Source organism: Streptococcus jiangnanensis, from assembly GCF_040888325.1.
GTDB lineage: Bacteria > Bacillota > Bacilli > Lactobacillales > Streptococcaceae > Streptococcus > Streptococcus jiangnanensis.
Window position 1 is genome coordinate 35,383 of sequence record NZ_JBFNFF010000001.1, and the last position, 26,668, is coordinate 62,050.

Below are 26,668 nucleotides of genomic sequence, written 5' to 3' on the forward strand. Positions count from 1 at the left end.
AAAATCAATGAAAAAAGAACAAATTCCTAATGTATTAACTATTGGTAGAATTCTCTTTATACCTCTCTTTATTCTTATTTTGACTTTGGGCCATTCACAAGGCAGTCATTTGCTGGCAGCGATCATCTTTGCAGTTGCTAGTATAACGGATTATTTTGATGGTTACCTTGCTCGCAAATGGAATGTAGTCAGCAACTTTGGAAAATTTGCTGATCCGATGGCCGATAAGCTGTTGGTTATGTCAGCTTTTATCATGTTGATTGAGTTAGGCATGGCTCCGGCTTGGGTTGTTGCTATTATCATCTGTCGTGAACTTGCGGTGACAGGCTTGCGTTTGTTGCTTGTTGAGACGGGAGGGACAGTTCTAGCAGCAGCGATGCCAGGGAAAATCAAGACCTTTAGTCAGATGTTTGCCATTATTTTTTTGCTCTTACATTGGAATTTAATTGGTCAACTGTTGCTTTATATAGCTTTGTTTTTCACTATCTACTCTGGCTATGATTATTTCAAGGGTAGCGCTCATGTATTCAAAGGGACATTTGGTTCGAAATGAAATCGATTATTGAAGTAAAAAATCTGTCTTTTCGTTATAAGGAAGACCAGGATCATTATGACGTTAATAATGTCTCGTTTCACGTGAAACGGGGAGAATGGCTTTCGATTGTAGGTCATAATGGAAGTGGAAAATCGACAACTATCCGTTTGATTGATGGATTACTTGAAGCAGAGTCTGGGGAAATCTGGATCGATGGGCAATTGCTGTCCTCTGAGAATGTTTGGGACTTACGCCGTCAAATTGGTATGGTTTTTCAAAATCCAGATAACCAATTTGTGGGGGCAACTGTTGAAGATGATGTCGCCTTTGGATTAGAAAATCAGGGACTTCCTCGAGAAGAAATGAAGAAGAGAGTGGCTGAATCTTTGGAGTTGGTAGGTATGCTGGACTTTAAGAAGAGAGAACCAGCTCGTTTATCTGGTGGACAAAAACAACGGGTGGCTATTGCAGGAGTTATTGCCTTGAGGCCAGCTATTTTGATTTTGGACGAGGCTACAAGTATGTTGGATCCTGAAGGACGCAGAGAACTGATTCAGACAGTTCAAGAGATACGAAAAGACCACCAGATGACAGTCGTCTCCATTACACATGATTTAGAGGAAGTTGCGATGAGTGACCGTGTATTGGTCATGAAAAAAGGCCAAGTGGAGTCAACCAGCAGCCCAAGAGAACTTTTTTCTCGGAATGACCTTGACCAGATAGGGTTAGATGAACCTTTTGCTAATCAATTGAGAGAATCTTTGAGAGAGACTGGTTATCAGTTGCCGGATGACTATTTGACAGAAGGAGAGCTAGAGGACAAGTTATGGGAATTACTCTAGAAAATGTGAGCTTTACCTATCAAGAGGGGACTCCCCTATCTTCATCAGCCTTGACTGATGTTTCTTTGACGATTGAGGATGGCTCCTATACAGCTTTAGTAGGGCACACAGGTAGTGGGAAATCAACGATTTTACAGCTTTTAAATGGCCTATTGGTACCAAGTAAGGGTTTTGTTCGAGTTTTCGATACCGTCATTACCCCTACATCAACCAATAAAGAAATTCGTCGGATTCGAAAGCAAGTCGGTCTAGTGTTTCAATTTGCTGAAAATCAGATTTTTGAAGAGACTGTTTTGAAAGATGTTGCATTTGGACCGCAAAATTTTGGAGTTTCTGAGGAAGAGGCCAAGAAAATTGCGCGTGAAAAGTTAGCCTTGGTGGGCATCGATGAGTCACTCTTTGAGCGCAGTCCTTTTGAACTTTCGGGTGGCCAAATGAGACGTGTGGCTATAGCAGGTATGCTAGCCATGGAGCCAACTGTCTTAGTTTTGGATGAGCCTACAGCTGGACTAGATCCTCTGGGCAGAAAAGAATTGATGATCTTGTTTAAAAAACTCCACCTTTCTGGAATGACAATCGTTCTGGTAACGCATTTGATGGATGATGTAGCTGCATATGCTGATCAGGTCTATGTTATGGAAAAGGGACGTTTGGTCAAAAGTGGCAAACCGAGCGAAGTTTTCCAAGATGTAGCCTCTATGGGAAAAGTACAGTTAGGTGTGCCTAAAATCACAGCCTTTTGTAAACGTTTGGCAGATAGAGGTGTAGCTTTTAAAAAATTGCCAATCAAGATAGAGGAGTTTAAGGAGTCGCTAAATGGATAGTATGATTTTAGGGCGTTATATACCGGGGGATTCCATCATTCATCGCTTGGATCCCCGTAGCAAATTGCTTGCCATGATTCTGCTGATTTTGATTGTATTTTGGGCCAATAATCCCCTCACCAATCTCATTCTGTTTGTAGCGACAGGTATATTTATCGCTTTGTCAGGCGTTTCCCTCTCATTTTTTGTTCAGGGATTAAAATCCATGTTCTTCTTGATTGCTTTTACAACTCTTTTTCAGCTCTTTTTCATTTCAAGTGGAAATATCCTATTTGAGTTTTCTTTTATAAAAATAACGGATTATGCTTTGCAACAAGCAGGAATCATTTTCTGTCGTTTTGTGTTGATTATTTTCTTTTCAACCTTGCTAACATTAACGACCATGCCTTTGAGTCTGGCAGCCGCAGTTGAAGCTCTTTTAGCACCGCTGAAACGTGTGAAAGTTCCCGTTCATGAAATTGGTCTTATGTTATCAATGAGTTTGCGTTTTGTTCCAACCTTGATGGATGACACAACGAGAATTATGAATGCTCAAAAAGCTCGTGGAGTTGACTTTGGCGAAGGTAGCATCGTTCAAAAAGTAAAGGCTATGATTCCAATTTTAATTCCTCTTTTTGCGACGAGCTTAAAGCGTGCAGATTCATTGGCAATAGCAATGGAAGCGCGTGGTTATCAGGGAGGAAAGGGTAGAAGTCAGTATAGACAGTTGAGATGGAGTCAAAAGGATACACTGGCAATTCTTGTGATTTTGGTACTGGGATGTTTCTTATTTTTCTTAAAATCTTAGCAGGTTTGTAGGATTGATAAGAAGCTCACAGTAGCAGGTTTTTAGTATAAAGGTAGGAATATGAACCGTTTTAAAAAATCAAAATATCTAATCATCGTTTTTGTCACAGTTCTGGCAGTTTCTGTACTATTAGTGACAACCTATTCAAGCGCTATTGTGACGAAACTAGGAGATGGGATTTCCTTGGTAGATAGAATTGTTCAAAAACCCTTTCAGTGGTTTGATACTTTCAAATCAGATTTGGGACATTTGACGCAGACTTACAATGAAAACGAAAGTCTAAAAAAACAGCTTTATCAACTAGAGGTGGAGTCTAATCAATCAGAAAGTTTAAAAAATGAAAATGAACAATTACGTCAGTTGCTGGATATGAAGTCAAAATTGCAGGCTACAAAAACCATTGCAGCAGATGTGATTATGCGAGCTCCAGTATCTTGGAAACAAGAGTTAACAATTGATGCGGGAAGTTCAAAAGGAGCTTCTGAAAATATGTTGGCCATTGCAAACGGGGGCTTGATTGGTAGTGTTTCAAAGGTGGAGGATCATTCAACAACGGTCAATCTATTGACAAACACCGAAAATTCAGACAAAATTTCTGTTAAAATCCTGCATGGCTCTACTGAAATTTACGGGATTATCGTTGGTTATGATAAGGAGTCAGAACTGCTTAAAATTAGCCAATTAAATAGTAACAGTGACATTAGCGCAGGAGACAAGGTGACTACAGGGGGGCTCGGAAACTTTAATGTTAAGGATATCCCTGTTGGAGAGGTTGTTGCTACAACACACAGCAGTGATTATCTAACAAAGGAAGTAACAGTAAAGTTAAGTGCTGACACCAAAAATCTTCATGTGGTTGAGTTAGTGGGGAATTAGCAATGAGACTGTTAAAACAAATTGGTATTTTCTTTTTACTCCCTTTTGTCGTACTAATTGATGCACATATTGGACAATTAGCGGGATCCTTCTTCCCCCACTTTCATTTAGCCAGTCATTTTCTATTCTTGTTTCTCTTATTTGAGACAATCGAGGTGTCAGAGTATCTCTATCTAGCCTATTGTTGTATAGTGGGTTTGGTTTACGATATTTATTTTTTCCACTTAATTGGAATTGCCACGCTTTTGTTTATCTTGATTGGTGCTTCGCTCCATAAGTTTAACAGCGTGATATTGACGAATCGTTGGACAAGGATGTTGACCATTATTGTAATCAGTTTTCTGTTTGATATGGGGAGTTATCTTCTTGCTTTGGCTGTGGGATTGACGGTAGATTCTATGCCAGTCTTCATTGTCTATAGTCTTGTCCCATCAATGATTCTAAACTTCTTATGGATGGTGATTTTCCAATACATTTTTGAAAAATATTATCTATGAGAAAGAAATATAAATGTAACAAAGGCGTAATATTTATTATGTCTTTTTTTGGTATACTAGTAATGTCTTAAATAGAAGGAGTATTCACACAATATGAAGAAAAAAATCTTAGCGTCACTTTTGTTAAGTACAGTATTGGTTTCACAAGCGGCGGTATTAACAACTGTTCATGCTGAAACAACTGATGAAAAAATTGCTGCTCAAGATAGTAAAATCAGTGACTTGTCAGCTAAACAAAAAGAAGCTCAAAAACAAGTAGATGAAATCCAAACGCAAGTTACAGCTATTCAAACACAACAAGCAAGCTTGCAAGCTGAAAATGAAACACTTCAAGCTGAGTCTAAGAAACTTGAAGGAGAAATTACAGAGCTTTCTAAGAACATTGTTGCTCGTAATGACTCATTGGAAAAACAAGCACGTAGCGCACAAACAAACGGTGCTGCAACTAGCTACATCAACACAATTGTAAACTCAAAATCAATTACTGAAGCTATTTCACGTGTTGCAGCCATGAGCGAGATTGTATCAGCTAACAACAAAATGTTGGAACAACAAAAGGCTGATAAAAAATCAATTGCTGAAAAACAAGTTACGAATAACGAAGCTATCAATACCGTAATTGCCAACCAACAAACTCTTGCTGACGATGCACAAGCATTGACAACAAAACAAGCAGAGTTGAAAGTTGCTGAGTTAAACCTTGCTGCAGAGAAAGCTACTGCAGAAAGTGATAAAGCTACTTTATTGGAACAAAAAGCAGCAGCAGAGGCAGAAGCAAAAGCAGCAGCTGAAGCAGAAGCAGCTTATAAAGCACGTCAAACAAGCCAACAACAATCAGTTGTTGCTTCTGGAAATACAACACTTTCAGATCAAGTGCAAGCAACTTCAAGCTCTTCATCAGATGATGATTCAAGCTACACTCCGGCACCTGCTCCAACTCCAACTAGACAGCGTCCAACATACAGTACAAATGCTTCAAGTTATCCTGTAGGTCAATGTACATGGGGTGCTAAGACCTTGGCTCCATGGGCCGGTGATTATTGGGGTAATGGCGGTCAGTGGGCAGCTAGTGCAGCGGCAGCTGGATTCCGTACAGGTTCTACCCCACAAGTTGGTGCAATTGCTTCATGGGATGATGGAGGATACGGACATGTAGCAGTTGTTACGGCTGTTGAGTCCCCAACTCGCATTCAAGTTTCAGAATGTAACTATGATGGTAGCGGAACTCAACCAATCGGAAATTATCGTGGATGGTTTAATCCCACAGCATCACGTGGTACAGTAAGATATATTTACCCAAACTAACATATTAATTATTATTAAAAAATTTAGGGTGAGGTTTTATTAATCTCACCCTTTGTATAGTATTAATAAAAAATTTTCATCAGAACGTTTTTATCATTATGGAATTAAAGATTGGATGAAAATTATCAGATATATAGCTAGAATAAGTATGTTTATCTAACGAAAGAATAACAAGGTTTTAAGAGAGTTGGTACTGGAATTATGTTTACTTATAAAATGAATGTTGATGTTCATGAGTGGGATTTATTTTTACAAAATCATCCTCAAGGAAATTTATTGCAGAGTAGTGATTGGGCCAAGATAAAGGATACTTGGGGGAATGAGAGAGTTGGATTTTATAAAGAAAATCAACTAGTTGGAGTAGCGAATATATTAATCCAGCCTCTTCCATTAGGATTTTCCATGTTCTATATTCCAAGAGGTCCAGTTATTAATTATGAAGATAAAGAACTTTTGAAATTTGTGCTTTTAACATTGAAAAAACTTGCTAAAAAAAGCCATGCAATAATGGTTAAATTTGATCCAAGTCTTTTCATCAGCCTAAGTCTTATCGATCAAGAAACTATCCAAAATTCTAAAACTTTTGAAATTATTGAGGAATTGCAAAAAAACAAAGTTCATTGGACAGGTTTGACAAAGGATATGGCCGAAAACATACAACCTCGTTTTCAAGCTAATATTCATAAAGAAAACTTCTCGCTAGATCAACTATCCAAGTCTACTAAACAGACAATCCGAACTGCAAGAAATAAAGGATTGGAAGTGAAATTTGGTGGCCTTGATTTATTAGATGAATTTTCATTTTTAATGAAGAAAACAGAGTCTCGTAAGAATATCAGTTTACGAGGTAAAGATTATTATCAGAAGTTACTGAATACTTATCCTGATCACTCCTTCATCACACTGAGCTATTTAGACTTACCTAATAGACTGAAAGAAGTTGAGCAGCAACTCGAAAAGAATCTTAAAATAGCGCAGAAGTTCACAGATAAAACGAAGGAAAGTAAAATAAGAGATAATCAGCAAGAGAGAAAACGATTAGAGGAAGAAATTTCTTTCCTTAAGAGTTATATTGATAGAGGGGATAGTATTGTCCCGTTGTCTGGCACTTTAACCATCGAATTTGGGAAAACTTCTGAAAACTTATATGCTGGAATGAATGAGGAATTTAGGCATTATCAACCTGCTATTCCAACATGGTTTGAGACTGCTCAATATTCATTTGAACGTGGGGCAGATACTCATAATATGGGTGGAATTGAAAACAACTTAGAAGGTGGGTTATTTAATTTTAAGTCTAAGTTTAATCCCACTATTGAAGAATTTGCTGGTGAGTTTAACTATCCAATTAGTTCATTATATTTCTTGTTTAATTTAGCTTATAAGATTCGTAAGAAACTTCGAAGTAGATAGCATAAACTAATTATTTTGTCACTACATTAAATTTAAAAAAATTAGCTATCAGAACATCTCAGCAGTATATGTTGAGATGTTTTAAATTTAGAGCTTTTAACTAGTAATTTAGTATCATAAAATCACTTGAAATAAAGCTCCAATTATGATAAAATAAAACTTGTCGTGTAAACGATAATACTCATTCTTGATGAATTGTGAAACTGTTGCCCTTGGGTCGTTTTGCAAGTTGAAGTCGAGGAGAGGAAAAAAACAAAAAGGAGAAATACTCATGGCAGTAATTTCAATGAAACAACTTCTTGAGGCTGGTGTACACTTTGGTCACCAAACTCGTCGCTGGAACCCTAAGATGGCTAAGTACATCTTTACTGAGCGTAACGGAATCCACGTTATCGACTTGCAACAAACTGTAAAATACGCTGACCAAGCATACGACTTTATGCGTGATGCAGCAGCTAACGATGCAGTTGTATTGTTTGTTGGTACTAAAAAACAAGCTGCTGACGCTGTTAAAGAAGAAGCAGAACGTTCAGGTCAATACTACATCAACCACCGTTGGTTGGGTGGAACTCTTACTAACTGGGGAACTATCCAAAAACGTATCGCTCGTTTGAAAGAAATCAAACGTATGGAAGAAGAAGGAATCTTCGATGTTCTTCCTAAGAAAGAAGTTGCACTTCTTAACAAACAACGTGCACGTCTTGAAAAATTCTTGGGTGGTATCGAAGACATGCCTCGTATCCCGGATGTAATGTACGTAGTTGACCCACATAAAGAACAAATCGCTGTTAAAGAAGCTAAAAAATTGGGTATCCCAGTTGTAGCGATGGTTGACACAAACACTGATCCAGACGATATCGATGTAATCATCCCAGCTAACGATGACGCTATTCGCGCTGTTAAATTGATTACAGCTAAATTGGCTGACGCTATCATCGAAGGACGTCAAGGTGAGGACGCAACAGCAGTTGAAGCTGAATTTGCAGCTTCAGAAGCTCAAGCTGACTCAATCGAAGAAATCGTTGAAGTTGTAGAAGGCGACAACGCTTAATTCATATAAATAGTAATTACCTAGGAGGGCGGGGCCTAGCCCAGCTCTCCTATTTTTAAAAAATATAGGAGAATCAAAATGGCAGAAATTACAGCTAAACTTGTAAAAGAGTTGCGTGAAAAATCTGGTGCCGGTGTTATGGACGCTAAAAAAGCGCTTGTAGAAACAGACGGTGACATCGAAAAAGCGATTGAATTGCTTCGTGAAAAAGGTATGGCGAAAGCAGCTAAGAAAGCTGACCGTGTTGCTGCAGAAGGTTTGACTGGTGTATTTGTTAACGGTAACGTTGCAGCAGTAGTTGAAGTAAATGCCGAAACTGACTTCGTTGCGAAAAACGCTCAATTCGTTGACTTGGTAAACGCAACAGCTAAAGTAATCGCTGAAGGAAAACCAGCTAACAACGAAGAAGCTCTTGCTTTGACAATGCCTTCAGGTGAAACTCTTGAAGCTGCATATGTATCTGCAACAGCTACAATTGGTGAAAAAATCTCATTCCGTCGTTTTGCTTTGCTTGAAAAAACAGATGCACAACACTTCGGAGCATACCAACACAATGGTGGTCGTATCGGTGTTATCTCTGTTATTGAAGGTGGAGACGAAGCGCTTGCTAAACAAATCTCAATGCACATTGCTGCGATGAAACCAACAGTTCTTTCTTACAAAGAATTGGATGAGCAATTCGTTAAAGATGAGTTGGCACAATTGAACCACGTAATCGACCAAGATAACGAAAGCCGTGCAATGGTTGGTAAACCAGCTCTTCCACACTTGAAGTATGGATCAAAAGCACAATTGACTGATGAAGTGATTGCTCAAGCTGAAGCTGATATCAAAGCTGAGTTGGCTGCAGAAGGCAAACCAGAAAAAATCTGGGACAAAATCATCCCAGGTAAAATGGACCGCTTCATGCTTGACAACACTAAAGTTGACCAAGCATACACACTTCTTGCACAAGTCTACATCATGGACGACAGCAAGACAGTTGAAGCTTACCTTGAATCAGTTAACGCTTCAGTAGTTGAGTTCGCTCGCTTTGAAGTTGGTGAAGGTATCGAAAAAGCTGCAAACGACTTTGAAGCAGAAGTTGCAGCTACAATGGCAGCAGCCTTGAATAACTAATAGAAAAGGAAGCAATTTGCTTCCTTTTTCTTTTTGTCTAGAGAATAGACTCTATATGAGTATATAAAAAAAGCCCTTTAATAAGGGCTAAGTGCATTTAGGAGGCTACACTTCAAATTCATAGAGTGCTGTAGACAAATAACGTTCGCCGTTATCTGGTGCTAAAGCAAGGACTTTCTTACCTGTACCTAATTTCTTGGCAACCTCAATTGCCCCGTAAATCGCTGCAGCTGAAGAAATCCCAACAAGGAAGCCTTCTTTTCCACCAATTTCACGGCCAAGTGCTAAAGCATCATCTGACGTTACGCGGACGATACCATCATAGGCCTTTGTATCAAGTGTCTCAGGAATAAATCCAGCTGAGATGCCTTGAATTTTGTGAGGTCCTGGTTTTTCACCAGACAAGATAGCTGACTCGTCTGCCTCAACTGCATAAACTTGAATGTTTGAATTTGCTGCTTTAAGAGCGTGAGAAACACCTGAGATCGTTCCACCGGTGCCAACACCACCCACAAAAGCATTTAGTCCATCAGAACCGAAAGCAGCCAGTATTTCAGCTCCTGTTGTTCTTTCGTGTACTTCTGGATTAGCTGGATTATTAAATTGGAGTGGAAGGAAGCCGTCACGTTCAGTAGCGATTTCCTGAGCTTTAGCAATAGCCCCTTTCATTCCTTCGCTACCAGGAGTAAGGACGAGTTCAGCACCATAGGCTTGGATAATCTTACGTCGTTCCACACTCATCGTTTCAGGCATGACGATAACAACTTTATATCCTTTAGCAGCACCAACCCATGAAAGACCGATACCAGTGTTTCCACTCGTTGCTTCAACAATGGTAGCACCCGGTTTTAGAATACCATCTTGTTCCGCTTTTTCAATCATGCTAAGGGCAATACGGTCTTTTACTGACGAACCAGGGTTAAAAGCTTCTAGTTTAACATAGACATCTGCAGCACCCTCTGGAACAATGTTGTTAAGTTTAACAATCGGTGTTTGTCCAATAAGTTCAGTGATATTGTTATAAATAGCCATAGATATACCTCTTTGTATAAGATGATACTAGTATAACGTGCTCTAGGCTATTTGTAAAATATAGAAATCCTATCGAAGCGATAGGATTTTTTTATATCAAAGGTCTAAGCCATTAATTTTCAATCGATTGTGATAAGCCAATTCTAATAAATAGGTGTAAAGTGGAAGGATGTCCGTTTTTTTAGGGAATTCAAATTTATGGAAACTCAGATGCTCATTATGTGCTTTTAGAAAGACATTTTCTAAATAAGTGATCGTAATCTCACTATCATCTATACCTGCTCCAGCAGTTTCCATTTCAACGTTTACAATGTTCATCAAAAAGAGTGACTTAACAGACACCTTGCGACCAGTGGCACCTTGCTTATCTGTAAAAATAATACGGATATTTGTAAAGATGATTGAATCGCGAATAAGTTTATATCCACTTTGAATTTCTTCATTCTCTAGTAGATATTGTCCATATTCTTTGATAAGAGTCTCTTTGTTTTCCTCGCTGAAGTTACCAGCAAGTCCTTGAATAAATTTTCCAAACACCATGTATTTCTCCTTTATTTACACTAAGTTTACAGGAACTTCAACTTCTCGTAAACCTTGATCTGTTAAAGTAACCTTTCCATTAAAAAACTCTACAAGAGCAGACTTAATATTTTCTTTCTCTTCCTTATCAACATAAATCATTGTAGCAATTTGATCTGTAAAGTTTGTATCCAGCTCCATGAGATGATGTTCTCTAAGGAAATTGCCATATTCTTGATACTGAGCGTAAGACATCTGAATGGCTATGCCAGCCTGCTCTTTGATTTCAATAATGCCAATTTCTTTGACAGCCAAGGCCACACTACCTGCGTAAGCACGAATCAAACCTCCAGCGCCTAACTTAATTCCACCAAAGTAACGAGTAACTACTACGCAGACATTGGTAAGATTATGATTTTCTAAGACACCCAGCATAGGGACTCCAGCAGTACCACTAGGCTCCCCATCATCACTCGTACGCTTGATTTCACTGCGTTCCCCTAGAATAAAAGCAGAGCAGTTATGGGTGGCTTTGTAGTGTTCTTTTTTGATAGCAGTGATAAAGTCACGAGCTTCTTCTTCACTATAGACACGCTTGGCATGACAGATAAAGCGTGATTTTTTGATTTCATCTTGGACCTGCCCATCCTCTTTAATTGTTCTAAATTCCATGATTTAATTGTACTAAAAAATTACCTAAAGCGCTATATTTTTACGAATATTAAAGTATGAAAGTAAATCCAAATTATCTCGGTCGCTTGTTTACTGAGAAAGAATTAACGGAAGAAGAACGACAGGAAGCAGTGAGACTGCCAGCAATGAGAAAAGAGAAGGGGAAACTGTTTTGTCAACGTTGTAATAGTTTGATTCTAGAAGAATGGTATTTGCCTATCGGCGCTTACTATTGTAGGGAGTGTTTACTGATGAAGAGAGTCAGGAGTGATCAAGCTTTATACTATTTTCCTCAAGAGGATTTTCCTAAGCAAGACGTCCTCAAATGGCGTGGTCAGTTAACACCTTTTCAAGAAAAAGTGTCAGAGGGACTGCTTCAGGCGGTAGACAAGCAAGAGCCAACCTTGGTTCACGCTGTGACAGGAGCTGGAAAGACAGAGATGATTTATCAAGTTGTGGCTAAAGTGATTGATGATGGTGGTGCAGTTTGTTTGGCCAGTCCTCGAATTGATGTGTGTTTAGAACTGTATAAGCGACTGCAGAATGACTTTGCTTGTGATATAGCGCTACTCCATGGCGAATCAGAGCCCTATTTTCGAACTCCCTTAGTAATTGCAACAACTCATCAGTTATTAAAATTTTATCATGCTTTTGATTTGTTGATAGTGGATGAGGTAGATGCCTTTCCTTATGTTGACAACACTATGCTTTACTATGCTGTAAAGAATAGTGTAAAGGAGGATGGATTGAGGATATTCCTTACAGCAACTTCTACAGATGAGTTAGATAGGAAGGTTCGCACAGGAGAATTAAAACGATTAAGCTTGCCGAGACGGTTTCATGGAAATCCTTTGATTATTCCTAAACCAGTATGGTTATCGGATTTTAATCACTGTTTAGAGAAAAGTCAGTTGTCGTCCAAGTTAAAGACCTACATTGAGAAACAGAGAAGAACAGGTTATCCACTGCTGATTTTTGCATCAGAGATTAAGAAAGGCGAAAAACTAAAAGAAATCTTGAAGGAGCAGTACCCGAATGAGAATATCGGCTTTGTGTCTTCTGTGACAGAAGACCGATTAGAGCAGGTGCAAGCTTTTCGAGATGGAGAACTAACAATACTGATCAGTACGACAATCTTGGAACGCGGGGTTACCTTCCCTTGTGTGGATGTTTTCGTAGTAGAAGCTAATCATCGACTCTTTACCAAGTCTAGCTTGATTCAGATTGGAGGGCGAGTTGGACGCAGTATGGACAGACCAACTGGTGAGTTGCTCTTCTTTCATGATGGATTAAATGCTTCCATCAAAAAGGCAATCAAGGAAATCAAGAAGATGAACAAGGAGGCGGGATTATGAACTGTTTACTATGTGGTCAGACTACAAAAAGTGAGTTAACTTTTGGTAGTCTCTTCCTTTTGAAGCACGACTGCAGTTATCTTTGTTCAGATTGTGCTTCTAGTTTTGAGAAGATTGGTGAGAAATATTGTCCAAACTGTATGAAAACAGGACTGTCAACTAATTGTCAAGATTGTAAACTTTGGTGTAAAGAAGGAATTCGAGTTGATCATAAAGCAATCTTTACCTATAATCAAGCTATGAAAGACTTTTTCAGTAGATATAAGTTTGATGGTGATTTTTTGCTTAGAAAGGTTTTTGCTTCCGTTCTTGCTGAGGAACTGAAAAAGTATAGAGGTTATCAATTTGTTGTAATTCCCCTAAGCCCTGAAAGATTGCTTGAGAGGGGGTTTAACCAAGTCGAGGGTTTGGTTGAGGCAGCAGGCTTTTCTTTTAAAGATATATTAGGAAAAAGAGAAGAGAGTGCTAGTTCTTCTAAAAGCCGTTTAGAAAGGTTGGCTACTGAAATTCCATTTTTTATTAAAGATGGAAACTCACTTCCTAAGAAGATTTTGCTGATTGATGACATCTATACAACAGGGGCAACTGTGAATCGTGTGAAACGACTTTTGGCAGAAGCAGGTGCTTTGGAAGTTAAAACTTTTTCCCTTGTAAGATGAGGAAAAAATTTGCAAAATGAAAATGAAAGCGTTATAATATAGTTAGAAAAACAAAAATGTTTAGAAAGAAGGTACTTATATGATTAAATATAGTATCCGTGGTGAAAACCTAGAAGTAACAGAAGCAATTCGTGATTATGTAGTTTCTAAACTCGAAAAGATCGAAAAGTATTTCCAACCTGAGCAGGAGTTGGATGCACGTGTGAACTTGAAAGTTTACCGTGAAAAAACAGCAAAGGTTGAGGTAACAATTCCACTTGGATCTATCACTCTTCGTGCTGAAGATATTTCTCAAGATATGTATGGTTCTATCGATCTTGTAACAGATAAAATTGAACGTCAGATTCGTAAAAATAAAACTAAAATCGAACGTAAGAATAAAAATAAAGTTGCGACAAGTCAACTCTTTACAGATGCTCTAGTTGAAGATGCAAATGTTGTGCAACCAAAAGTCGTTCGCTCAAAACAAATTGATTTGAAGCCAATGGATTTAGAAGAAGCCCTTCTCCAAATGGATTTATTGGGACATGATTTCTTTATCTATGTAGATGTGGAAGATCAAACAACTAATGTTTTGTATCGCCGTGAAGATGGTGAAGTCGGTTTGTTAGAAGTGAAAGAATCATAAAATAGAATTTTTAAAGTGGTTTACACCAGTGTAAACCACTTTTGTATTGCATCATTATAAAAGGTATAAATGGGGACAGTTATGAAAGACGTGGTGATTGTTTCAGCAGTGCGAACTCCAATAGGCTCCTTTGGAGGAAGTTTAAAGAATGTTTCAGCTGTTGATTTGGGAGCTTTGGTTATTAAAAGTGTTTTGGAAAAAGCCAATGTCAAGCCAGAGCAGGTAGACGAAGTAATTATGGGGAATGTCCTAGGCGCAGGTTTAGGGCAAAACGTAGCTCGTCAAATGAGCGTTCATGCAGGACTACCTGAATTTACACCAGCCTTTACTATCAACAAGGTTTGTGGTTCCGGTTTGAAGGCCGTGCAGTTGGCTGCTCAAGCGATTCGATGTGGCGATGCAGATATTATCGTAGCTGGTGGTGCAGAAAACATGAGTCAGGCTCCATACGTTTTGCCAAGTTTCCGTTGGGGCGGCCGTATGGGCGATTCGAAAGTGGTAGATACCATGATTAAGGACGGTTTGTCTGATGCCTTTAACGAATACCATATGGGGATTACAGCTGAGAGTGTGGCTGAAGAATATGGCATCAGTCGAGAAGAGCAAGATGCTCTTGCTTTAGAGTCACAAAAACGAGCAGTGGCGGCTATAGAATCTGGACGCTTTAAAGAAGAGATTGTGCCAGTTGTCATTCCTCAACGCAAAGGCGATTCGATCGTTTTTGATACAGATGAATATCCTAGAAAAGATACTAGCTTGGAGAGTTTATCTAAGCTAGGTCCTGTTTTCAAAAAAGACGGTTCTGTCACAGCGGGAAATGCTTCCGGTATCAATGACGGGGCAGCAGCTGTCTTAATCATGAGTGCTGAAAAAGCTAAAGAATTAGGATTGCCAGTGATTGTCCGCATTCGTTCGTATGCAAGTGTAGGTTTGGATCCTAAGATGATGGGATGTGGGCCGATTTATGCGACCCGTAAAGCTCTTGAAAAAGGTAATTTGACAGTTGATGATTTTGACTTGATCGAGTCAAATGAAGCCTTTGCTGCTCAGGCTTGTGCGGTAGGGAAAACACTTGGTTTCAATACTGATATTGTCAATGTCAATGGTGGCGCCATTGCTCTTGGTCACCCAATTGGGGCTTCCGGTTGCCGTATCCTAGTAACGCTGGTACATGAGATGATGAAACGTGATGCTAAAACTGGTTTAGCTACTCTCTGTATCGGAGGAGGGATGGGAACAGCCCTCATCGTTGAACGTTAGGTGTTAGTGATCTGAACACGTGGGTAGGAGGGTGATGATTCCCTCCTCTTTTTGTGTCTGAGGTTAGAGAAATGAAGGGCTTGCATCTTTTAAAAGGTCGCTTTTTAAGGGTTTTTATGATATAATAATGCGCAAGAGGTTTAGAATGAAAAAAAATAATTTAATCCCGTTTTCTGCGGTCTTGCTAGGACTTGCAACTTTCGGAATCTTAACTTTGCTGATTATTTTTTCACATAATCTTGCTGTAACAATCAGTGTCTTGTTTTTATTTGTACTTCTTTATCTGCTTTTATTTGTCTGGCAAAAAAAACAGTATGAAAAGAGCGAAATTGAACAAATCCAATACGTAAATCATCAAGCTGAAGATAGTTTAAACACGCTGCTCGAACAAATGCCGGTTGGTGTTCTGAAATTAGACCTATCTACTGGCGAAGTGGAATGGTTTAATCCTTATGCTGAGTTGATTTTGACTACTGAAGAAGGCGAAATTGATGTTGAATTGATTCAAACCATCATCAAAGCTTCGGTGGGGAACCCAGGTTCTTACGCTACCTTGGGGGAAACACGCTATGCCGTTCATATGGACAAGGCTTCGGGTGTCCTGTATTTCTTTGACGTTTCAGGGGAATATGAAGCAACTGTTGAATTGGTAACGAGTCGACCAGTGATTGGGGTCATCTCGGTCGATAACTACGATGATCTAGAAGATGCAACTTCGGATTCGGATATCAGTCATATCAATAGTTTTGTGGCCAACTTTGTATCGGAGTTTGCGGAGAAGTATGCCATGTTTTCTCGGCGAGTGGGGATGGATCGGTTTTATCTATTTACTGATTATACCGTGCTTGAGGAATTGATGAATGATAAGTTCTCTGTCATTGATGTTTTCCGCGAAGAGTCGAAACAGAGACAATTGCCCTTGACTTTAAGTATGGGATTTTCTTATGGTGATGGAAATCATGATGAGATAGGAAAAGTTGCTCTCCTAAACTTGAACCTAGCCGAGGTTCGTGGTGGTGACCAGGTAGTTGTCAAGGAAAATGATGAAACCAAGAACCCAGTCTATTTTGGTGGTGGTTCCGCAGCCTCTGTTAAGAGAACAAGAACACGTACTAGAGCCATGATGACAGCTATTTCAGATAAAATTCGAAGTGTAGATCAAGTCTTTGTAGTTGGTCACAAGAATCTAGATATGGATGCTTTGGGCTCAGCGGTTGGTATGCAGTTGTTTGCGAGCAATATTACAGAAGACAGTTATGCAGTCTACGATTCAGATCAAATGTCGCCAGATATCGAGCGGGCTATTAACTTCTTGGAAAAAGAGGGTGTCACCAAGCTCTTGCCTCTGTCTGATGCGATGAGGCTAGTTACAAAGCGCTCTTTGTTGATTCTAGTAGATCATTCGAAGACAGCTTTGACCTTGTCCAAAGGTTTTTATGATCTATTCACGCAAACCATTGTCATTGACCATCATCGACGTGATCAGGATTTCCCTGAGAATGCAGTCATCACCTATATTGAAAGTGGGGCAAGTAGTGCCAGTGAGTTGGTCACAGAATTGATTCAGTTCCAAAATTCCAAGAAGAATCGTTTGAGTCGTATGCAGGCTAGTGTTTTGATGGCTGGTATGATGCTGGATACCAAGAATTTCACATCTCGCGTGACGAGCCGAACCTTTGATGTGGCTAGCTATCTGAGAACACGGGGAAGTGACAGTATTGCTATCCAGGAGATTGCTGCGACAGATTTTGAAGAGTACCGTGAGGTAAATGAACTCATTTTACAAGGTCGTAAGTTAGGTTCAGATATCTTGATTGCCCAAGCTAAGGGCTCAATGACTTATGACACAGTTGTTATCAGTAAGGCTGCCGATGCTATGCTGGCTATGTCTGGTATTGAGGCTAGTTTCGTTCTGGCAAAAAATACACAAGGATTTATCTCTATCTCGGCTCGAAGTCGTAGTAAAATCAATGTGCAACGCATTATGGAAGAGCTGGGTGGTGGAGGTCACTTTAATCTAGCAGTTGCGCAAATCGAGGATATGAGTTTGTCGGAAGCAGGAGAAAAATTGACCCAACTAATCCTGGAAGAACTAAAGGAAAAGGAGAAAGAAGAATGAAAGTAATCTTTTTAGCAGATGTCAAAGGAAAAGGAAAAAAAGGTGAAATTAAGGAAGTGCCAACTGGCTATGCTCAAAACTTCCTGATTAAAAAGAATCTGGCCAAGGAAGCAACTGCTCAAGCAGTGGGTGAGTTGCGTGGAAAACAAAAATCAGAAGAAAAGGCTCATGCTGAAATGATTGCTGAAGCAAAAGCCATCAAGGCTAAGCTTGAGGCAGAAGAAACAGTTGTAGAGTTTGTTGAAAAGGTTGGGCCAGATGGCCGTACATTTGGTTCCATCACTAACAAGAAAATTGCAGAAGAATTGCAAAAGCAATTTGGTATCAAGATTGACAAACGCAATATTCAAGTGCAAGCACCAATTCGAGCAGTAGGTTTGATTGATGTACCAGTGAAGATCTATCAAGATGTTACAAGTGTCATCAATCTTCGTGTAAAAGAAGGTTAAGTTTACAACTTCTTGACAAGATTGTAAAAGGAAGGAAAGTCGGATGGCAGAAGTAGAGGAACTGCGAGTTCAACCTCAGGATATTTTAGCAGAACAATCTGTTCTGGGGGCTATTTTTATAGATGAGAGTAAGCTCGTTTTTGTCCGAGAATACATTGATTCTCGCGACTTCTTTAAGTATGCTCATCGGTTGATTTTCCAAGCGATGGTAGACTTGTCGGATCGTGGAGAAGCGATTGATGCGACAACAGTTCGGACGATTTTGGATAGCCAAGGCGATCTGCAAAATATTGGTGGATTGTCCTATCTTGTTGAAATTGTCAACTCTGTACCAACTTCAGCCAATGCGGAGTATTATGCTAAAATTGTGGCGGAAAAGGCTATGCTACGTCGCTTGATTTCCAAATTGACAGAGTCTGTCAACCAAGCTTATGAGGCTTCTAAGCCTGCAGATGAAATCATCGCTCAGGCTGAAAAGGGACTCATTGATGTTAGCGAAAACGCCAATCGTAGTGAATTCAAGAACATCCGAGATATTTTAAATATCAACTTTGGGAACCTAGAAGTTCGGTCACAACAAACAACGGATATCACTGGTATTGCAACGGGCTATCGTGATTTGGACCATATGACGACAGGTCTCCATGAGGAGGAACTAATTATACTAGCGGCGCGACCAGCGGTTGGTAAGACGGCCTTTGCTTTGAACATTGCTCAGAACATCGGTACCAAGTTGGACAAGACGGTAGCCATCTTTTCACTGGAAATGGGTGCAGAAAGCCTAGTAGACCGTATGTTGGCAGCAGAAGGTTTGGTGGAGTCTCATTCTATCCGTACAGGTCAATTGACTGATGAGGAGTGGCAAAAGTATACCATTGCTCAAGGGAACCTAGCCAACGCGAGTATCTATATCGATGATACGCCAGGGATTCGAATCACGGAAATTCGTTCGCGTTCACGTAAACTGGCTCAAGAAACAGGCAATCTAGGCTTGATTTTGATCGACTACCTACAGCTTATCACAGGTACTGGTCGTGAGAACCGCCAACAAGAAGTCTCTGAAATTTCTCGTCAGTTGAAAATTCTAGCCAAGGAATTAAAGGTTCCAGTCATTGCTCTTAGTCAGCTATCTCGTGGAGTGGAACAGCGTCAGGATAAGAGACCAGTCTTGTCTGATATTCGTGAATCGGGTTCTATCGAGCAGGATGCGGATATCGTAGCCTTTCTATACCGTGACGACTACTACGATCGTGCGGGTGAAGAAGAGGAAGGAATTCCAAATAACAAGGTTGAGGTTATCATCGAGAAAAACCGTAGTGGAGCTCGTGGAACGGTGGAATTGATTTTCCAAAAAGAATACAATAAATTTTCAAGTATCTCAAAGAGGGAGGCATAAAATGTCAGATGCATTTACGGATGTAGCCAAGATGAAAAAAATCAAAGAAGAGATCAAGGCACATGAGGGACAAGTCGTTGAAATGACTTTGGAAAATGGCCGTAAGCGCCAAAAAAATAGATTAGGTAAGCTAATTGAGGTTTATCCATCTCTATTTATCGTTGAATTTGGGGATGTTGAAGGAGACAAACAAGCCAATGTCTATGTTGAATCCTTCACCTACTCAGATATCTTGACAGAAAAGAACTTGATTCGCTATCTAGACTAAGAATCCTAAAATGAAGTGAGCTTTGCTCACTTTTTTCTTTTTCTCCCGAATAGTATAAACGAGGGTAACCTCGGAAATTTATATTATTAAGGAGAATGAATGACGTTTTTTAAATCAGGAGTTAAGAAGAGTAGATGTACTCAGTTGAGTGTAGGGCTGGCTGCTTTGTTTGTTACAAGTACCTTTTTGTTTGGTGGGGAATCGGTTCAAGCCGACAGTGTAGCGCGTGGAGATGACTATCCGCTTCACTACAAAAATGGTAGTGTTGAAATCGATCAGTGGCGGATGTATTCTCGCCAGTGTACCTCTTTTGCGGCCTTTCGTTTGAGTAGTGTAAATGGCTTTGAGATTCCTCCTGCCTACGGAAATGCGAATGAATGGGGACATCGTGCAAGGCGAGAAGGCTACCGTGTGGATACTAAGCCAGAAGTTGGGGCTATTGCTTGGTCGACAGAAGGATATTATGGGCACGTGGCCTGGGTATCAAATGTATCAGGGGATACGATTGAAATCGAAGAGTATAACTATGGGGTTCGAGAAAAGTATAACCGTCGAAAAGTCAAGGCTAGTTCGATGACAGGTTTTATTCATTTCAAGGATTTATCTACTAGCCATAGTGCGGGTGAGAATGCTCGTAGCTCAGAGCTTCCGTCTAGTGGGACAATGGTATTCACGGAGAAATCGCCTATTATGGACCACCCATCAAGCACAGGACAGGTTATTGACTACTATTATGCTGGTGAGAGTGTGAGTTATGATCAAGTTCTTGAACAGGACGGTTATAAGTGGCTCGGTTATTTGTCTTATAGCGGTTCTAGAAGATATGTGAAGTATGAAAAGTTAAGCAATACAGAGAAAGGCTGGAAAAAAGAAGGAGGGAGTTGGTATTACCAAGAGAATGGTAAGCTAGCAACAGGATGGAAAAAAGTTAATGGCAATTGGTATCATTTAAAAGAAAATGGGGCCATGTCAACTGGCTGGATTAAGGATGGCTCTCACTGGTATTATCTAAAGGCTTCGGGTGAGATGCAGACGGGATGGCTTAAAGATAAGGGAACTTGGTATTATTTAGAGGAATCTGGCCGGATGAAAGCTAGTCAATGGTTCCAAGTCTCGGATAAACATTACTATGTTGATGCTTCGGGAGCCTTAGCTGTTAATACGATTATTGATGGCTATAGACTCAACAGTGATGGGGCAAGAATAGGAAGTGTCTCTTAAACATCATACAGGCTTTCTTCTTGTTCATAAAATTTTAAAAGCTATAACAAACTAGTTGACGTTCGTTAAGGAATATAATATAATAACATCGAAAACTAAAAAGGGGCATCATCTAATGGACAAGAAGAAAGTTATTTTAACAAGTTTAGCAAGTGCAGCTGTATTGGGTGCTAGTGTACTCGTTTCACAGCCTTCAGTAGTTAAGGCAGATGAAGGGAAAGCAGAAGAGCAGGCAGTTGCTCCTGCACAACCACAAGCTGGAACAGAAGGGGAGAGCGGTGCTCAAACTGAAAAGGGATCAGAAAACGCTAGTCCAGCTAATCCTGGTGCGACAAATCCAGCTAAGATGACCAAAGAAGAGTTGATGAAGGCTTTGGATGAACTTGAGGAACAGGCTATTAGTGATATTGAGGATAAGGAAGCAATTGAGGACAAAGAGGCTGCAACTGAAGCTGTGAAGGAATATATCGGTAAGATGTATATTTCAGACACTCTTGAGTCTGGAGAGCTCAGCCTAGATAATATCATCGCTGAATTGCCAGAAGGTGCAGAAGATAAGGCTGTGGTAACAGGTCCTGAAGCTCAAACTAATAAAAAATTATCTACTGAGGAGAAGGCTCTACTAGACCAGGCTGAAAAAGATGCTAAAGAACAAGTGTCTCAAGCGACGGATGCTCTAGTTCAAGCCCTAGAATCTCTTGAAAATGCTGTAATTGAAGATATTAAAAAAGACGCTTCAATCACCGATAAAGAAACGGCCATCAAAGAAGCCAAAGAAGAGATCGGTAAAGAAGACCTTTTGAAGGCTATCGCAGATGAGGATTTGGAGATTGGTGATGTTATTGTAGACTGGCCAGCAGATACGAGCGAGCACAAAACAGTAGTTGAACCTGTATCAGAATTCACAGATGAAGACCAAGCTAAGTTAGACGAAGCTGATAAAGAGGCTCAGGTTGATGCAGCTAAAGTTCGCTCAGATTTAATCGCTACCCTAGAAAAAATTGAAAGAGAGACAATCGACGACATCAACAAAGATGCCACTATCACTGATAAGGAAGCAGCAATCAAGGCGGCTAAAGAAGTGATTGGCAAGGACGCTATCTTGAAAGCCATCGAAGAGGGTGAGCTAGACGCCTCAGACTTGTTAGCAGACTTCTTGGCAGAGGATAGTGATCAGGTAAGCCCAGCTGAATCGAAGACTCAATCACAGCTTTCAAGCCAAGACCAAGCTAAACTGGCTACAGCGGACAAGGAAGCAGCTGAGGAAGCCAAGAAAGAGGAAGAAGCTAAGCAAGCTGCGGAAGACAAAGCTCACAGCGAATTACTTTCAACTCTTGAAGGCATCGAAAAATCAACCATCGATGATATCAACAAGGATGCCACTATCACTGATAAGGAAGCAGCCATCAAGGCAGCTAAAGAAGTGATTGGCAAGGATGCTATCTTGAAAGCTATCGAAGATGGAGATATCGAAGCGTCCGACTTACTGGCAGATTTCTTGGCAGAAGACAGCGATCAGGTAACACGAGCCGAAGCAAAAACTCAATCTCAACTTTCAAGCCAAGACCAATCTAAACTCGCTACAGCCGACAAGGAAGCAGCGGAAGAAGCAGCAAAAGTTCGAACAGAATTGCTTTCAACGCTTGAAGGTATTGAAAAATCGACCATCGACGACATCAACAAAGACGCCTCTATTACTGATAAGGAAGCAGCCATTAAGGCAGCTAAAGAAGTGATTGGCAAGGATGCTATCTTGACAGCCATCGAAGAGGGTGAGCTAGACGCCTCAGACTTGCTAGCTGACTTCTTGGCAGAAGAGAGCGATCAGGTAACCCCAGCTGAAGCGAAGACTCAATCTCAACTTTCTAGCCAAGACCAAGCTACACTCGCTGCAGCGGACAAGGAAGCAGCCGAGGAAGCTAAGAAAGAGGAAGAAGCTAAGAAGGCAGAGGAAGCTAGGAAGGCAGAAGAAGCTCAGAAGGCAGAGGAAGCTAAGAAGGCAGAAGACGCTAAGAAGGCAGAGGAAGCTAAGAAGGCAGAAGACGCTAAGAAGGCAGAGGAAGCTAAGAAGGCAGAAGACGCTAAGAAGGCAGAGGAAGCTAAGAAGGCAGAAGACGCTAAGAAGGCAGAGGAAGCTAGGAAGGCAGAAGAAGCTAAGAAGGCCGAGGAGGCTAAGAAGGCAGAAGAAGCTAAGCGACCAGAAACAAATACTAAGAAACAAGAACTTTTGAAATTAGAGAAAAAAGTTATTAAAATTAAAGAACAAATCTCTATTTCAAAAATAAATGGTGTTGAAAATGATCAAGTAAAAGAATTGCAACAAGCTTTAGCAGACTATGAGGATGCTATTAAGACTCTAAGTAGTGTCATGTCAGCTGTTCTTGAAATTGAAGACTTTAAAGGTGGAGTGAACGCAGTGGAAGCTGCGACTGCAGAATTGCCAGAATACAACAAAGGTGTAAATGCGGTAGAAGCTGCTGTAAATGAACTCCCAGCCTATGGCGAAAGTGGCGCTCCAGCCGTAGCGAATGTTCCAGTTTATGGAGAAAGCGGTGCTCCGGCAGTAGCGAGTGTTCCAGCCTATGCAGAAAGTGGCGCCCCAGCCGTAGCAAATGTTCCAACTTACGGAGAAAGTGGTACACCAGTAGTAAACAACACTCTGCCTTATGCAGAAAGTGGCGCCCCAGCTGTAGCAAATGTTCCAGTTTATGCAGAAAGTGGTGCTCCGGCAGTGACTACTATTCCAGCCTATGCTGAAAAGATTGAACCTGCAGTAAATGAAGTTCCAGAATACACTGGCAGTGTAGCTCCTTTGGCTACAAGCCCTACTCTCGGAACTGAACAAGATCGTACCTACAAAGCGCCTGCAGCAACGGATGAACAATTCCTTCCAAATACAGGAAGCCAAGATGCTTCAGCAGTCGCATCGCTAGGATTTGTTGGTCTCCTTCTTGGTTTGCTACCATTTGCAAAGAGAAAATTGAATAAATAAATCGCATGAAATCAATAAAAGAAAAGGATTTGAATAGTCCTTTTCTTTTTTATGGTGAAATAGTGATAAGTCCAAGTTTTTCAGCTCTTTCCGATGGTATTTTTCCTCGCTTTCCTTTATAATGGATGTATGGACAAGAAAAAATTATTATTGATTGATGGATCTTCTGTTGCCTTTCGAGCTTTTTTTGCGCTCTATCAGCAGTTGGATCGTTTTAAAAATGCTAATGGCCTTCATACCAATGCAATCTATGGCTTTCAACTCATGTTGAATCATGTCTTAGAGCGGGTTGAGCCTAGTCATGTTTTGGTAGCTTTTGATGCAGGCAAGACGACTTTCCGAACAGAGATGTATGCAGACTACAAGGGTGGCCGTGCTAAAACTCCAGATGAGTTTCGTGAGCAATTTCCCTTCATTCGTGAGTTGTTAGACCACCTTGGGATTCGACACTACGAGTTGCCCCAGTATGAGGCAGATGATATCATCGGGACTCTGGGCCGTTTGGCTGAGAAGGATTCTTTTGATGTGACAATTGTTAGCGGAGATAAGGATTTGATCCAGTTGACGGATGAGCATACGGTGGTCGAGATTTCCAAGAAAGGTGTGGCTGAGTTTGAGGCCTTTACGCCGGACTATCTCATGAAAAAGATGGGCCTCACACCAGCTCAGTTTATTGATCTTAAGGCTCTTATGGGGGATAAGTCTGATAATATCCCTGGTGTCACGAAAATCGGTGAAAAGACGGGTATCAAGCTCTTGCTAGAACACGGCTCGCTCGAAGGTATTTATGAAAATATCGATGGCATAAAGGCTTCGAAGATGAAAGAAAATCTCATCAATGACAAGGAACAAGCCTTCCTGTCTAAAACTTTGGCGACTATTGAGACTCAGGCACCAATTGAGATTGGCCTTGATGATTTGGTCTATAGTGGTCCAGATGTGGAAAATCTTGGAGAATTCTACGATGAGATGGGCTTTAAACAGCTCAAGCAAGCTTTGAATGTTTCGTCAACGGATGCGCCTGAAAGTTTGGATTTCACTATCGTTGACCACGTCAGCCAAGACATGCTGAGCACAGACTCTATCTTCCACTTTGAACTCTTTGGGGAAAACTACCATACAGATGACTTGGTTGGTTTTGCTTGGTCCTGTGGGGATAAACTTTACGCTACAGATAAACTTGAGCTCTTGCAGGAGCCAATTCTCAAGGAATTTCTAGAAAAAATAGCTCTGAAAGTGTATGACTTTAAAAAAGCTAAGGTTCTTTTAAATCGCTTGGGCTTGAATCTCCAAGCACCTGCTTTTGACAGTCGCTTGGCAAAATACTTACTCTCAACAGTCGAGAACAATGAAATTTCAACCATTGCGAATCTCTATGGTCAGACTTATTTGGTTGATGATGAGACTTTCTATGGTAAGGGTGTCAAGAAGGCAATTCCTGAACGAGAAAAATTCTTGGAACACCTAGCTCGCAAGGTTGCTGTATTGGTTGAGACCGAACCTGTTTTACTTGAAAAACTCGGTGAACATGGACAGTTAGATCTCCTCTATGACATGGAGCAACCTCTGGCCTTTGTCCTTGCCAAGATGGAAATCGCTGGTATCAAGGTCAAAAAAGAAACCCTACTTGAAATGCAGGCTGAAAATGAGGTCGTCATTGAGCAACTCACTCAAGAGATTTATGAACTGGCTGGTGAGGAGTTTAATATCAACTCGCCTAAACAGTTGGGCGTGCTTCTCTTTGAAAAGCTCGGCCTTCCACTAGAATACACTAAGAAAACCAAGACTGGATACTCGACAGCGGTAGATGTTTTGGAGCGTCTGGCTCCTATTGCTCCGATCGTTAAGAAAATTCTCGACTACCGTCAGATTGCTAAGATTCAGTCTACTTATGTGATTGGTTTGCAGGACTGGATTTTGGCGGATGGCAAGATTCATACGCGCTATGTGCAGGATTTGACCCAGACTGGGCGTCTGTCTAGTGTGGATCCCAACTTGCAAAATATCCCTGTTCGTTTGGAACAAGGTCGTCTCATTCGTAAGGCTTTTGTGCCTGAGTGGGAGAATAGTGTCCTGCTTAGTTCGGACTATTCACAGATTGAATTGCGCGTTTTGGCTCATATTTCTAAAGATGAGCACTTAATTAAGGCTTTCCAAGAAGGAGCTGACATCCATACTTCAACGGCCATGCGGGTCTTTGGCATTGAACGTCCTGAAGATGTGACTCCAAACGACCGTCGTAATGCCAAGGCGGTAAACTTTGGAGTGGTTTATGGGATTTCAGATTTTGGTTTGTCTAATAATCTGGGTATCAGCCGTAAGGAAGCAAAAGCCTACATCGACACTTACTTTGAACGCTTCCCAGGTATTAAAAATTACATGGATGAAGTCGTTCGTGAGGCGCGTGATAAGGGCTATGTAGAGACCCTTTTCAAGCGTCGTCGAGAGCTGCCAGATATCAATTCGCGTAACTTCAACATTCGTGGTTTTGCAGAGCGAACTGCCATTAACTCTCCTATCCAGGGTTCAGCAGCAGATATTCTTAAGATTGCTATGATTCAGCTAGACAAAGCTCTAGTTGAAGGTGGCTATCAGACCAAGATGCTCTTGCAAGTGCACGATGAAATTGTCCTTGAGGTTCCAAAATCAGAACTAGAAGCCGTCAAAACTCTAGTGAGACAAACCATGGAAGAAGCCATCCAGCTCAGTGTCCCACTCATTGCTGATGAGAATGAAGGGGCAACCTGGTACGAGGCTAAATAAGAAAACTATGATGGAGTTTGAAGCATTTGTCTTCAAACTCTTTTTCATGATTTTCTGTAAGCAGTTTCCTTGACTTTTCCTTGTGT

Annotated in this window: 24 protein-coding genes; 21 read left to right on the forward strand and 3 right to left on the reverse strand. The window is 40.6% G+C overall.

Annotation, left to right across the window (positions count from 1 at the left end; translation table 11 throughout):
* The first annotated feature begins 7 nt into the window (after nt 1–7).
* The 10 genes from pgsA to tsf all read left to right on the forward strand — a co-directional run bounded on the left by pgsA (nt 8) and on the right by tsf (nt 9,249).
* Nucleotides 8–553: a CDP-diacylglycerol--glycerol-3-phosphate 3-phosphatidyltransferase gene (gene pgsA, locus AB2B49_RS00170; RefSeq protein ID WP_049505035.1), complete on the forward strand. Its 546-nt coding sequence runs from the start codon at nt 8–10 to the stop codon at nt 551–553.
* Nucleotides 550–1,377 (forward strand): energy-coupling factor ABC transporter ATP-binding protein, encoded by an 828-nt coding sequence (locus tag AB2B49_RS00175; RefSeq protein WP_049505037.1) that lies wholly within the window; start codon nt 550–552, stop codon nt 1,375–1,377. The genes pgsA and AB2B49_RS00175 overlap by 4 nt, the downstream gene beginning before the upstream one ends.
* Nucleotides 1,362–2,201, forward strand: a complete 840-nt coding sequence (locus AB2B49_RS00180) for an energy-coupling factor transporter ATPase (protein ID WP_049505038.1) — start codon at nt 1,362–1,364, stop codon at nt 2,199–2,201. Before AB2B49_RS00175 ends, AB2B49_RS00180 begins: the two co-directional genes overlap by 16 nt.
* On the forward strand, nt 2,194–2,988 hold the full coding sequence (locus AB2B49_RS00185; RefSeq protein WP_049505039.1) for an energy-coupling factor transporter transmembrane component T family protein: 795 nt from the start codon (nt 2,194–2,196) through the stop codon (nt 2,986–2,988). Before AB2B49_RS00180 ends, AB2B49_RS00185 begins: the two co-directional genes overlap by 8 nt.
* Before the next feature lie 60 nt (nt 2,989–3,048).
* The gene (mreC, locus tag AB2B49_RS00190) at nt 3,049–3,864 is read left to right on the forward strand and encodes a rod shape-determining protein MreC (RefSeq protein ID WP_001078971.1); all 816 of its coding nucleotides are present in this window, start codon (nt 3,049–3,051) and stop codon (nt 3,862–3,864) included.
* A gap of 2 nt (nt 3,865–3,866) precedes the next feature.
* Nucleotides 3,867–4,361: a rod shape-determining protein MreD gene (gene mreD / locus AB2B49_RS00195; protein WP_049505040.1), complete on the forward strand. Its 495-nt coding sequence runs from the start codon at nt 3,867–3,869 to the stop codon at nt 4,359–4,361.
* A gap of 93 nt (nt 4,362–4,454) precedes the next feature.
* Complete coding sequence (gene pcsB / locus AB2B49_RS00200) at nt 4,455–5,666, forward strand: peptidoglycan hydrolase PcsB (RefSeq protein WP_071851775.1); 1,212 nt, start codon at nt 4,455–4,457, stop codon at nt 5,664–5,666.
* A gap of 201 nt (nt 5,667–5,867) precedes the next feature.
* Entirely contained in the window at nt 5,868–7,079 is a 1,212-nt protein-coding gene (locus tag AB2B49_RS00205) for an aminoacyltransferase (RefSeq protein WP_049505044.1), read from the forward strand.
* Between the two features lie 271 nt (nt 7,080–7,350).
* Nucleotides 7,351–8,130, forward strand: coding sequence for a 30S ribosomal protein S2 (gene rpsB, locus AB2B49_RS00210; protein ID WP_000268477.1), 780 nt, complete (start codon nt 7,351–7,353; stop codon nt 8,128–8,130).
* A gap of 78 nt (nt 8,131–8,208) precedes the next feature.
* The gene (gene tsf / locus AB2B49_RS00215; RefSeq protein WP_000808059.1) at nt 8,209–9,249 is read left to right on the forward strand and encodes a translation elongation factor Ts; all 1,041 of its coding nucleotides are present in this window, start codon (nt 8,209–8,211) and stop codon (nt 9,247–9,249) included.
* Between the two features lie 105 nt (nt 9,250–9,354).
* Here tsf and cysK read toward each other — a convergent pair whose 3' ends face one another.
* From cysK to AB2B49_RS00230, 3 genes are all read right to left on the reverse strand, one after another.
* Nucleotides 9,355–10,281 (reverse strand): cysteine synthase A, encoded by a 927-nt coding sequence (gene cysK / locus AB2B49_RS00220; RefSeq protein WP_049505046.1) that lies wholly within the window; start codon nt 10,279–10,281, stop codon nt 9,355–9,357.
* Between the two features lie 96 nt (nt 10,282–10,377).
* Nucleotides 10,378–10,821: a PH domain-containing protein gene (locus AB2B49_RS00225; protein WP_049505048.1), complete on the reverse strand. Its 444-nt coding sequence runs from the start codon at nt 10,819–10,821 to the stop codon at nt 10,378–10,380.
* A gap of 15 nt (nt 10,822–10,836) precedes the next feature.
* Entirely contained in the window at nt 10,837–11,472 is a 636-nt protein-coding gene (locus AB2B49_RS00230) for a YigZ family protein (protein ID WP_320691815.1), read from the reverse strand.
* Nucleotides 11,473–11,528: 56 nt separating this feature from the next.
* On the opposite strand from AB2B49_RS00230, the gene AB2B49_RS00235 reads away from it, so the two are divergent.
* The 11 genes from AB2B49_RS00235 (at nt 11,529) to polA (ending at nt 26,582) form a co-directional block, all read left to right on the forward strand.
* Nucleotides 11,529–12,827: an ATP-dependent helicase ComFA gene (locus AB2B49_RS00235; RefSeq protein ID WP_049505051.1), complete on the forward strand. Its 1,299-nt coding sequence runs from the start codon at nt 11,529–11,531 to the stop codon at nt 12,825–12,827.
* Nucleotides 12,824–13,486: a ComF family protein gene (locus AB2B49_RS00240; protein ID WP_049505053.1), complete on the forward strand. Its 663-nt coding sequence runs from the start codon at nt 12,824–12,826 to the stop codon at nt 13,484–13,486. The genes AB2B49_RS00235 and AB2B49_RS00240 overlap by 4 nt, the downstream gene beginning before the upstream one ends.
* 79 nt (nt 13,487–13,565) lie before the next feature.
* Nucleotides 13,566–14,114 (forward strand): ribosome hibernation-promoting factor, HPF/YfiA family, encoded by a 549-nt coding sequence (gene hpf, locus AB2B49_RS00245; protein ID WP_000599111.1) that lies wholly within the window; start codon nt 13,566–13,568, stop codon nt 14,112–14,114.
* Between the two features lie 81 nt (nt 14,115–14,195).
* Nucleotides 14,196–15,374: an acetyl-CoA C-acetyltransferase gene (locus AB2B49_RS00250; RefSeq protein ID WP_061421556.1), complete on the forward strand. Its 1,179-nt coding sequence runs from the start codon at nt 14,196–14,198 to the stop codon at nt 15,372–15,374.
* A gap of 145 nt (nt 15,375–15,519) precedes the next feature.
* Nucleotides 15,520–17,493: a DHH family phosphoesterase gene (locus AB2B49_RS00255; RefSeq protein WP_320691816.1), complete on the forward strand. Its 1,974-nt coding sequence runs from the start codon at nt 15,520–15,522 to the stop codon at nt 17,491–17,493.
* The gene (rplI, locus tag AB2B49_RS00260; protein ID WP_000864211.1) at nt 17,490–17,942 is read left to right on the forward strand and encodes a 50S ribosomal protein L9; all 453 of its coding nucleotides are present in this window, start codon (nt 17,490–17,492) and stop codon (nt 17,940–17,942) included. The genes AB2B49_RS00255 and rplI overlap by 4 nt, the downstream gene beginning before the upstream one ends.
* 43 nt (nt 17,943–17,985) lie before the next feature.
* The gene (gene dnaB, locus AB2B49_RS00265; protein WP_049505056.1) at nt 17,986–19,338 is read left to right on the forward strand and encodes a replicative DNA helicase; all 1,353 of its coding nucleotides are present in this window, start codon (nt 17,986–17,988) and stop codon (nt 19,336–19,338) included.
* A 1-nt stretch (nt 19,339) separates the two neighbouring features.
* Nucleotides 19,340–19,606 carry a Veg family protein gene (locus AB2B49_RS00270; RefSeq protein ID WP_001278165.1) on the forward strand — a complete coding sequence of 89 codons (267 nt, stop codon included), beginning with the start codon at nt 19,340–19,342 and terminating at the stop codon, nt 19,604–19,606.
* A gap of 99 nt (nt 19,607–19,705) precedes the next feature.
* Nucleotides 19,706–20,827, forward strand: a complete 1,122-nt coding sequence (locus tag AB2B49_RS00275; RefSeq protein ID WP_053091804.1) for a CHAP domain-containing protein — start codon at nt 19,706–19,708, stop codon at nt 20,825–20,827.
* A gap of 115 nt (nt 20,828–20,942) precedes the next feature.
* Nucleotides 20,943–23,819, forward strand: a complete 2,877-nt coding sequence (locus AB2B49_RS00280; protein WP_320691817.1) for an SIALI-17 repeat-containing surface protein — start codon at nt 20,943–20,945, stop codon at nt 23,817–23,819.
* A 129-nt stretch (nt 23,820–23,948) separates the two neighbouring features.
* The gene (gene polA / locus AB2B49_RS00285) at nt 23,949–26,582 is read left to right on the forward strand and encodes a DNA polymerase I (protein WP_049504533.1); all 2,634 of its coding nucleotides are present in this window, start codon (nt 23,949–23,951) and stop codon (nt 26,580–26,582) included.
* Nucleotides 26,583–26,668: the final 86 nt, after the last annotated feature.

What these genes read in the sequence shown, in the direction of transcription:
- mreD (WP_049505040.1), top strand. Translation starts at nt 3,867, where the DNA reads ATGAGACTGTTAAAACAAATTGGTATTTTCTTTTTACTCCCTTTTGTC.
- pgsA (WP_049505035.1), top strand. Translation starts at nt 8, where the DNA reads ATGAAAAAAGAACAAATTCCTAATGTATTAACTATTGGTAGAATTCTC.
- dnaB (WP_049505056.1), top strand. Translation starts at nt 17,986, where the DNA reads ATGGCAGAAGTAGAGGAACTGCGAGTTCAACCTCAGGATATTTTAGCA.
- AB2B49_RS00175 (WP_049505037.1), top strand. Translation starts at nt 550, where the DNA reads ATGAAATCGATTATTGAAGTAAAAAATCTGTCTTTTCGTTATAAGGAA.
- cysK (WP_049505046.1), bottom strand. Translation starts at nt 10,281, where the DNA reads ATGGCTATTTATAACAATATCACTGAACTTATTGGACAAACACCGATT.
- AB2B49_RS00270 (WP_001278165.1), top strand. Translation starts at nt 19,340, where the DNA reads ATGTCAGATGCATTTACGGATGTAGCCAAGATGAAAAAAATCAAAGAA.
- rplI (WP_000864211.1), top strand. Translation starts at nt 17,490, where the DNA reads ATGAAAGTAATCTTTTTAGCAGATGTCAAAGGAAAAGGAAAAAAAGGT.
- pcsB (WP_071851775.1), top strand. Translation starts at nt 4,455, where the DNA reads ATGAAGAAAAAAATCTTAGCGTCACTTTTGTTAAGTACAGTATTGGTT.
- AB2B49_RS00225 (WP_049505048.1), bottom strand. Translation starts at nt 10,821, where the DNA reads ATGGTGTTTGGAAAATTTATTCAAGGACTTGCTGGTAACTTCAGCGAG.
- AB2B49_RS00275 (WP_053091804.1), top strand. Translation starts at nt 19,706, where the DNA reads ATGACGTTTTTTAAATCAGGAGTTAAGAAGAGTAGATGTACTCAGTTG.
- mreC (WP_001078971.1), top strand. Translation starts at nt 3,049, where the DNA reads ATGAACCGTTTTAAAAAATCAAAATATCTAATCATCGTTTTTGTCACA.
- AB2B49_RS00250 (WP_061421556.1), top strand. Translation starts at nt 14,196, where the DNA reads ATGAAAGACGTGGTGATTGTTTCAGCAGTGCGAACTCCAATAGGCTCC.
- AB2B49_RS00240 (WP_049505053.1), top strand. Translation starts at nt 12,824, where the DNA reads ATGAACTGTTTACTATGTGGTCAGACTACAAAAAGTGAGTTAACTTTT.
- AB2B49_RS00235 (WP_049505051.1), top strand. Translation starts at nt 11,529, where the DNA reads ATGAAAGTAAATCCAAATTATCTCGGTCGCTTGTTTACTGAGAAAGAA.
- AB2B49_RS00255 (WP_320691816.1), top strand. Translation starts at nt 15,520, where the DNA reads ATGAAAAAAAATAATTTAATCCCGTTTTCTGCGGTCTTGCTAGGACTT.
- AB2B49_RS00180 (WP_049505038.1), top strand. Translation starts at nt 1,362, where the DNA reads ATGGGAATTACTCTAGAAAATGTGAGCTTTACCTATCAAGAGGGGACT.
- polA (WP_049504533.1), top strand. Translation starts at nt 23,949, where the DNA reads ATGGACAAGAAAAAATTATTATTGATTGATGGATCTTCTGTTGCCTTT.
- AB2B49_RS00280 (WP_320691817.1), top strand. Translation starts at nt 20,943, where the DNA reads ATGGACAAGAAGAAAGTTATTTTAACAAGTTTAGCAAGTGCAGCTGTA.
- AB2B49_RS00230 (WP_320691815.1), bottom strand. Translation starts at nt 11,472, where the DNA reads ATGGAATTTAGAACAATTAAAGAGGATGGGCAGGTCCAAGATGAAATC.
- rpsB (WP_000268477.1), top strand. Translation starts at nt 7,351, where the DNA reads ATGGCAGTAATTTCAATGAAACAACTTCTTGAGGCTGGTGTACACTTT.
- hpf (WP_000599111.1), top strand. Translation starts at nt 13,566, where the DNA reads ATGATTAAATATAGTATCCGTGGTGAAAACCTAGAAGTAACAGAAGCA.
- AB2B49_RS00185 (WP_049505039.1), top strand. Translation starts at nt 2,194, where the DNA reads ATGGATAGTATGATTTTAGGGCGTTATATACCGGGGGATTCCATCATT.
- AB2B49_RS00205 (WP_049505044.1), top strand. Translation starts at nt 5,868, where the DNA reads ATGTTTACTTATAAAATGAATGTTGATGTTCATGAGTGGGATTTATTT.
- tsf (WP_000808059.1), top strand. Translation starts at nt 8,209, where the DNA reads ATGGCAGAAATTACAGCTAAACTTGTAAAAGAGTTGCGTGAAAAATCT.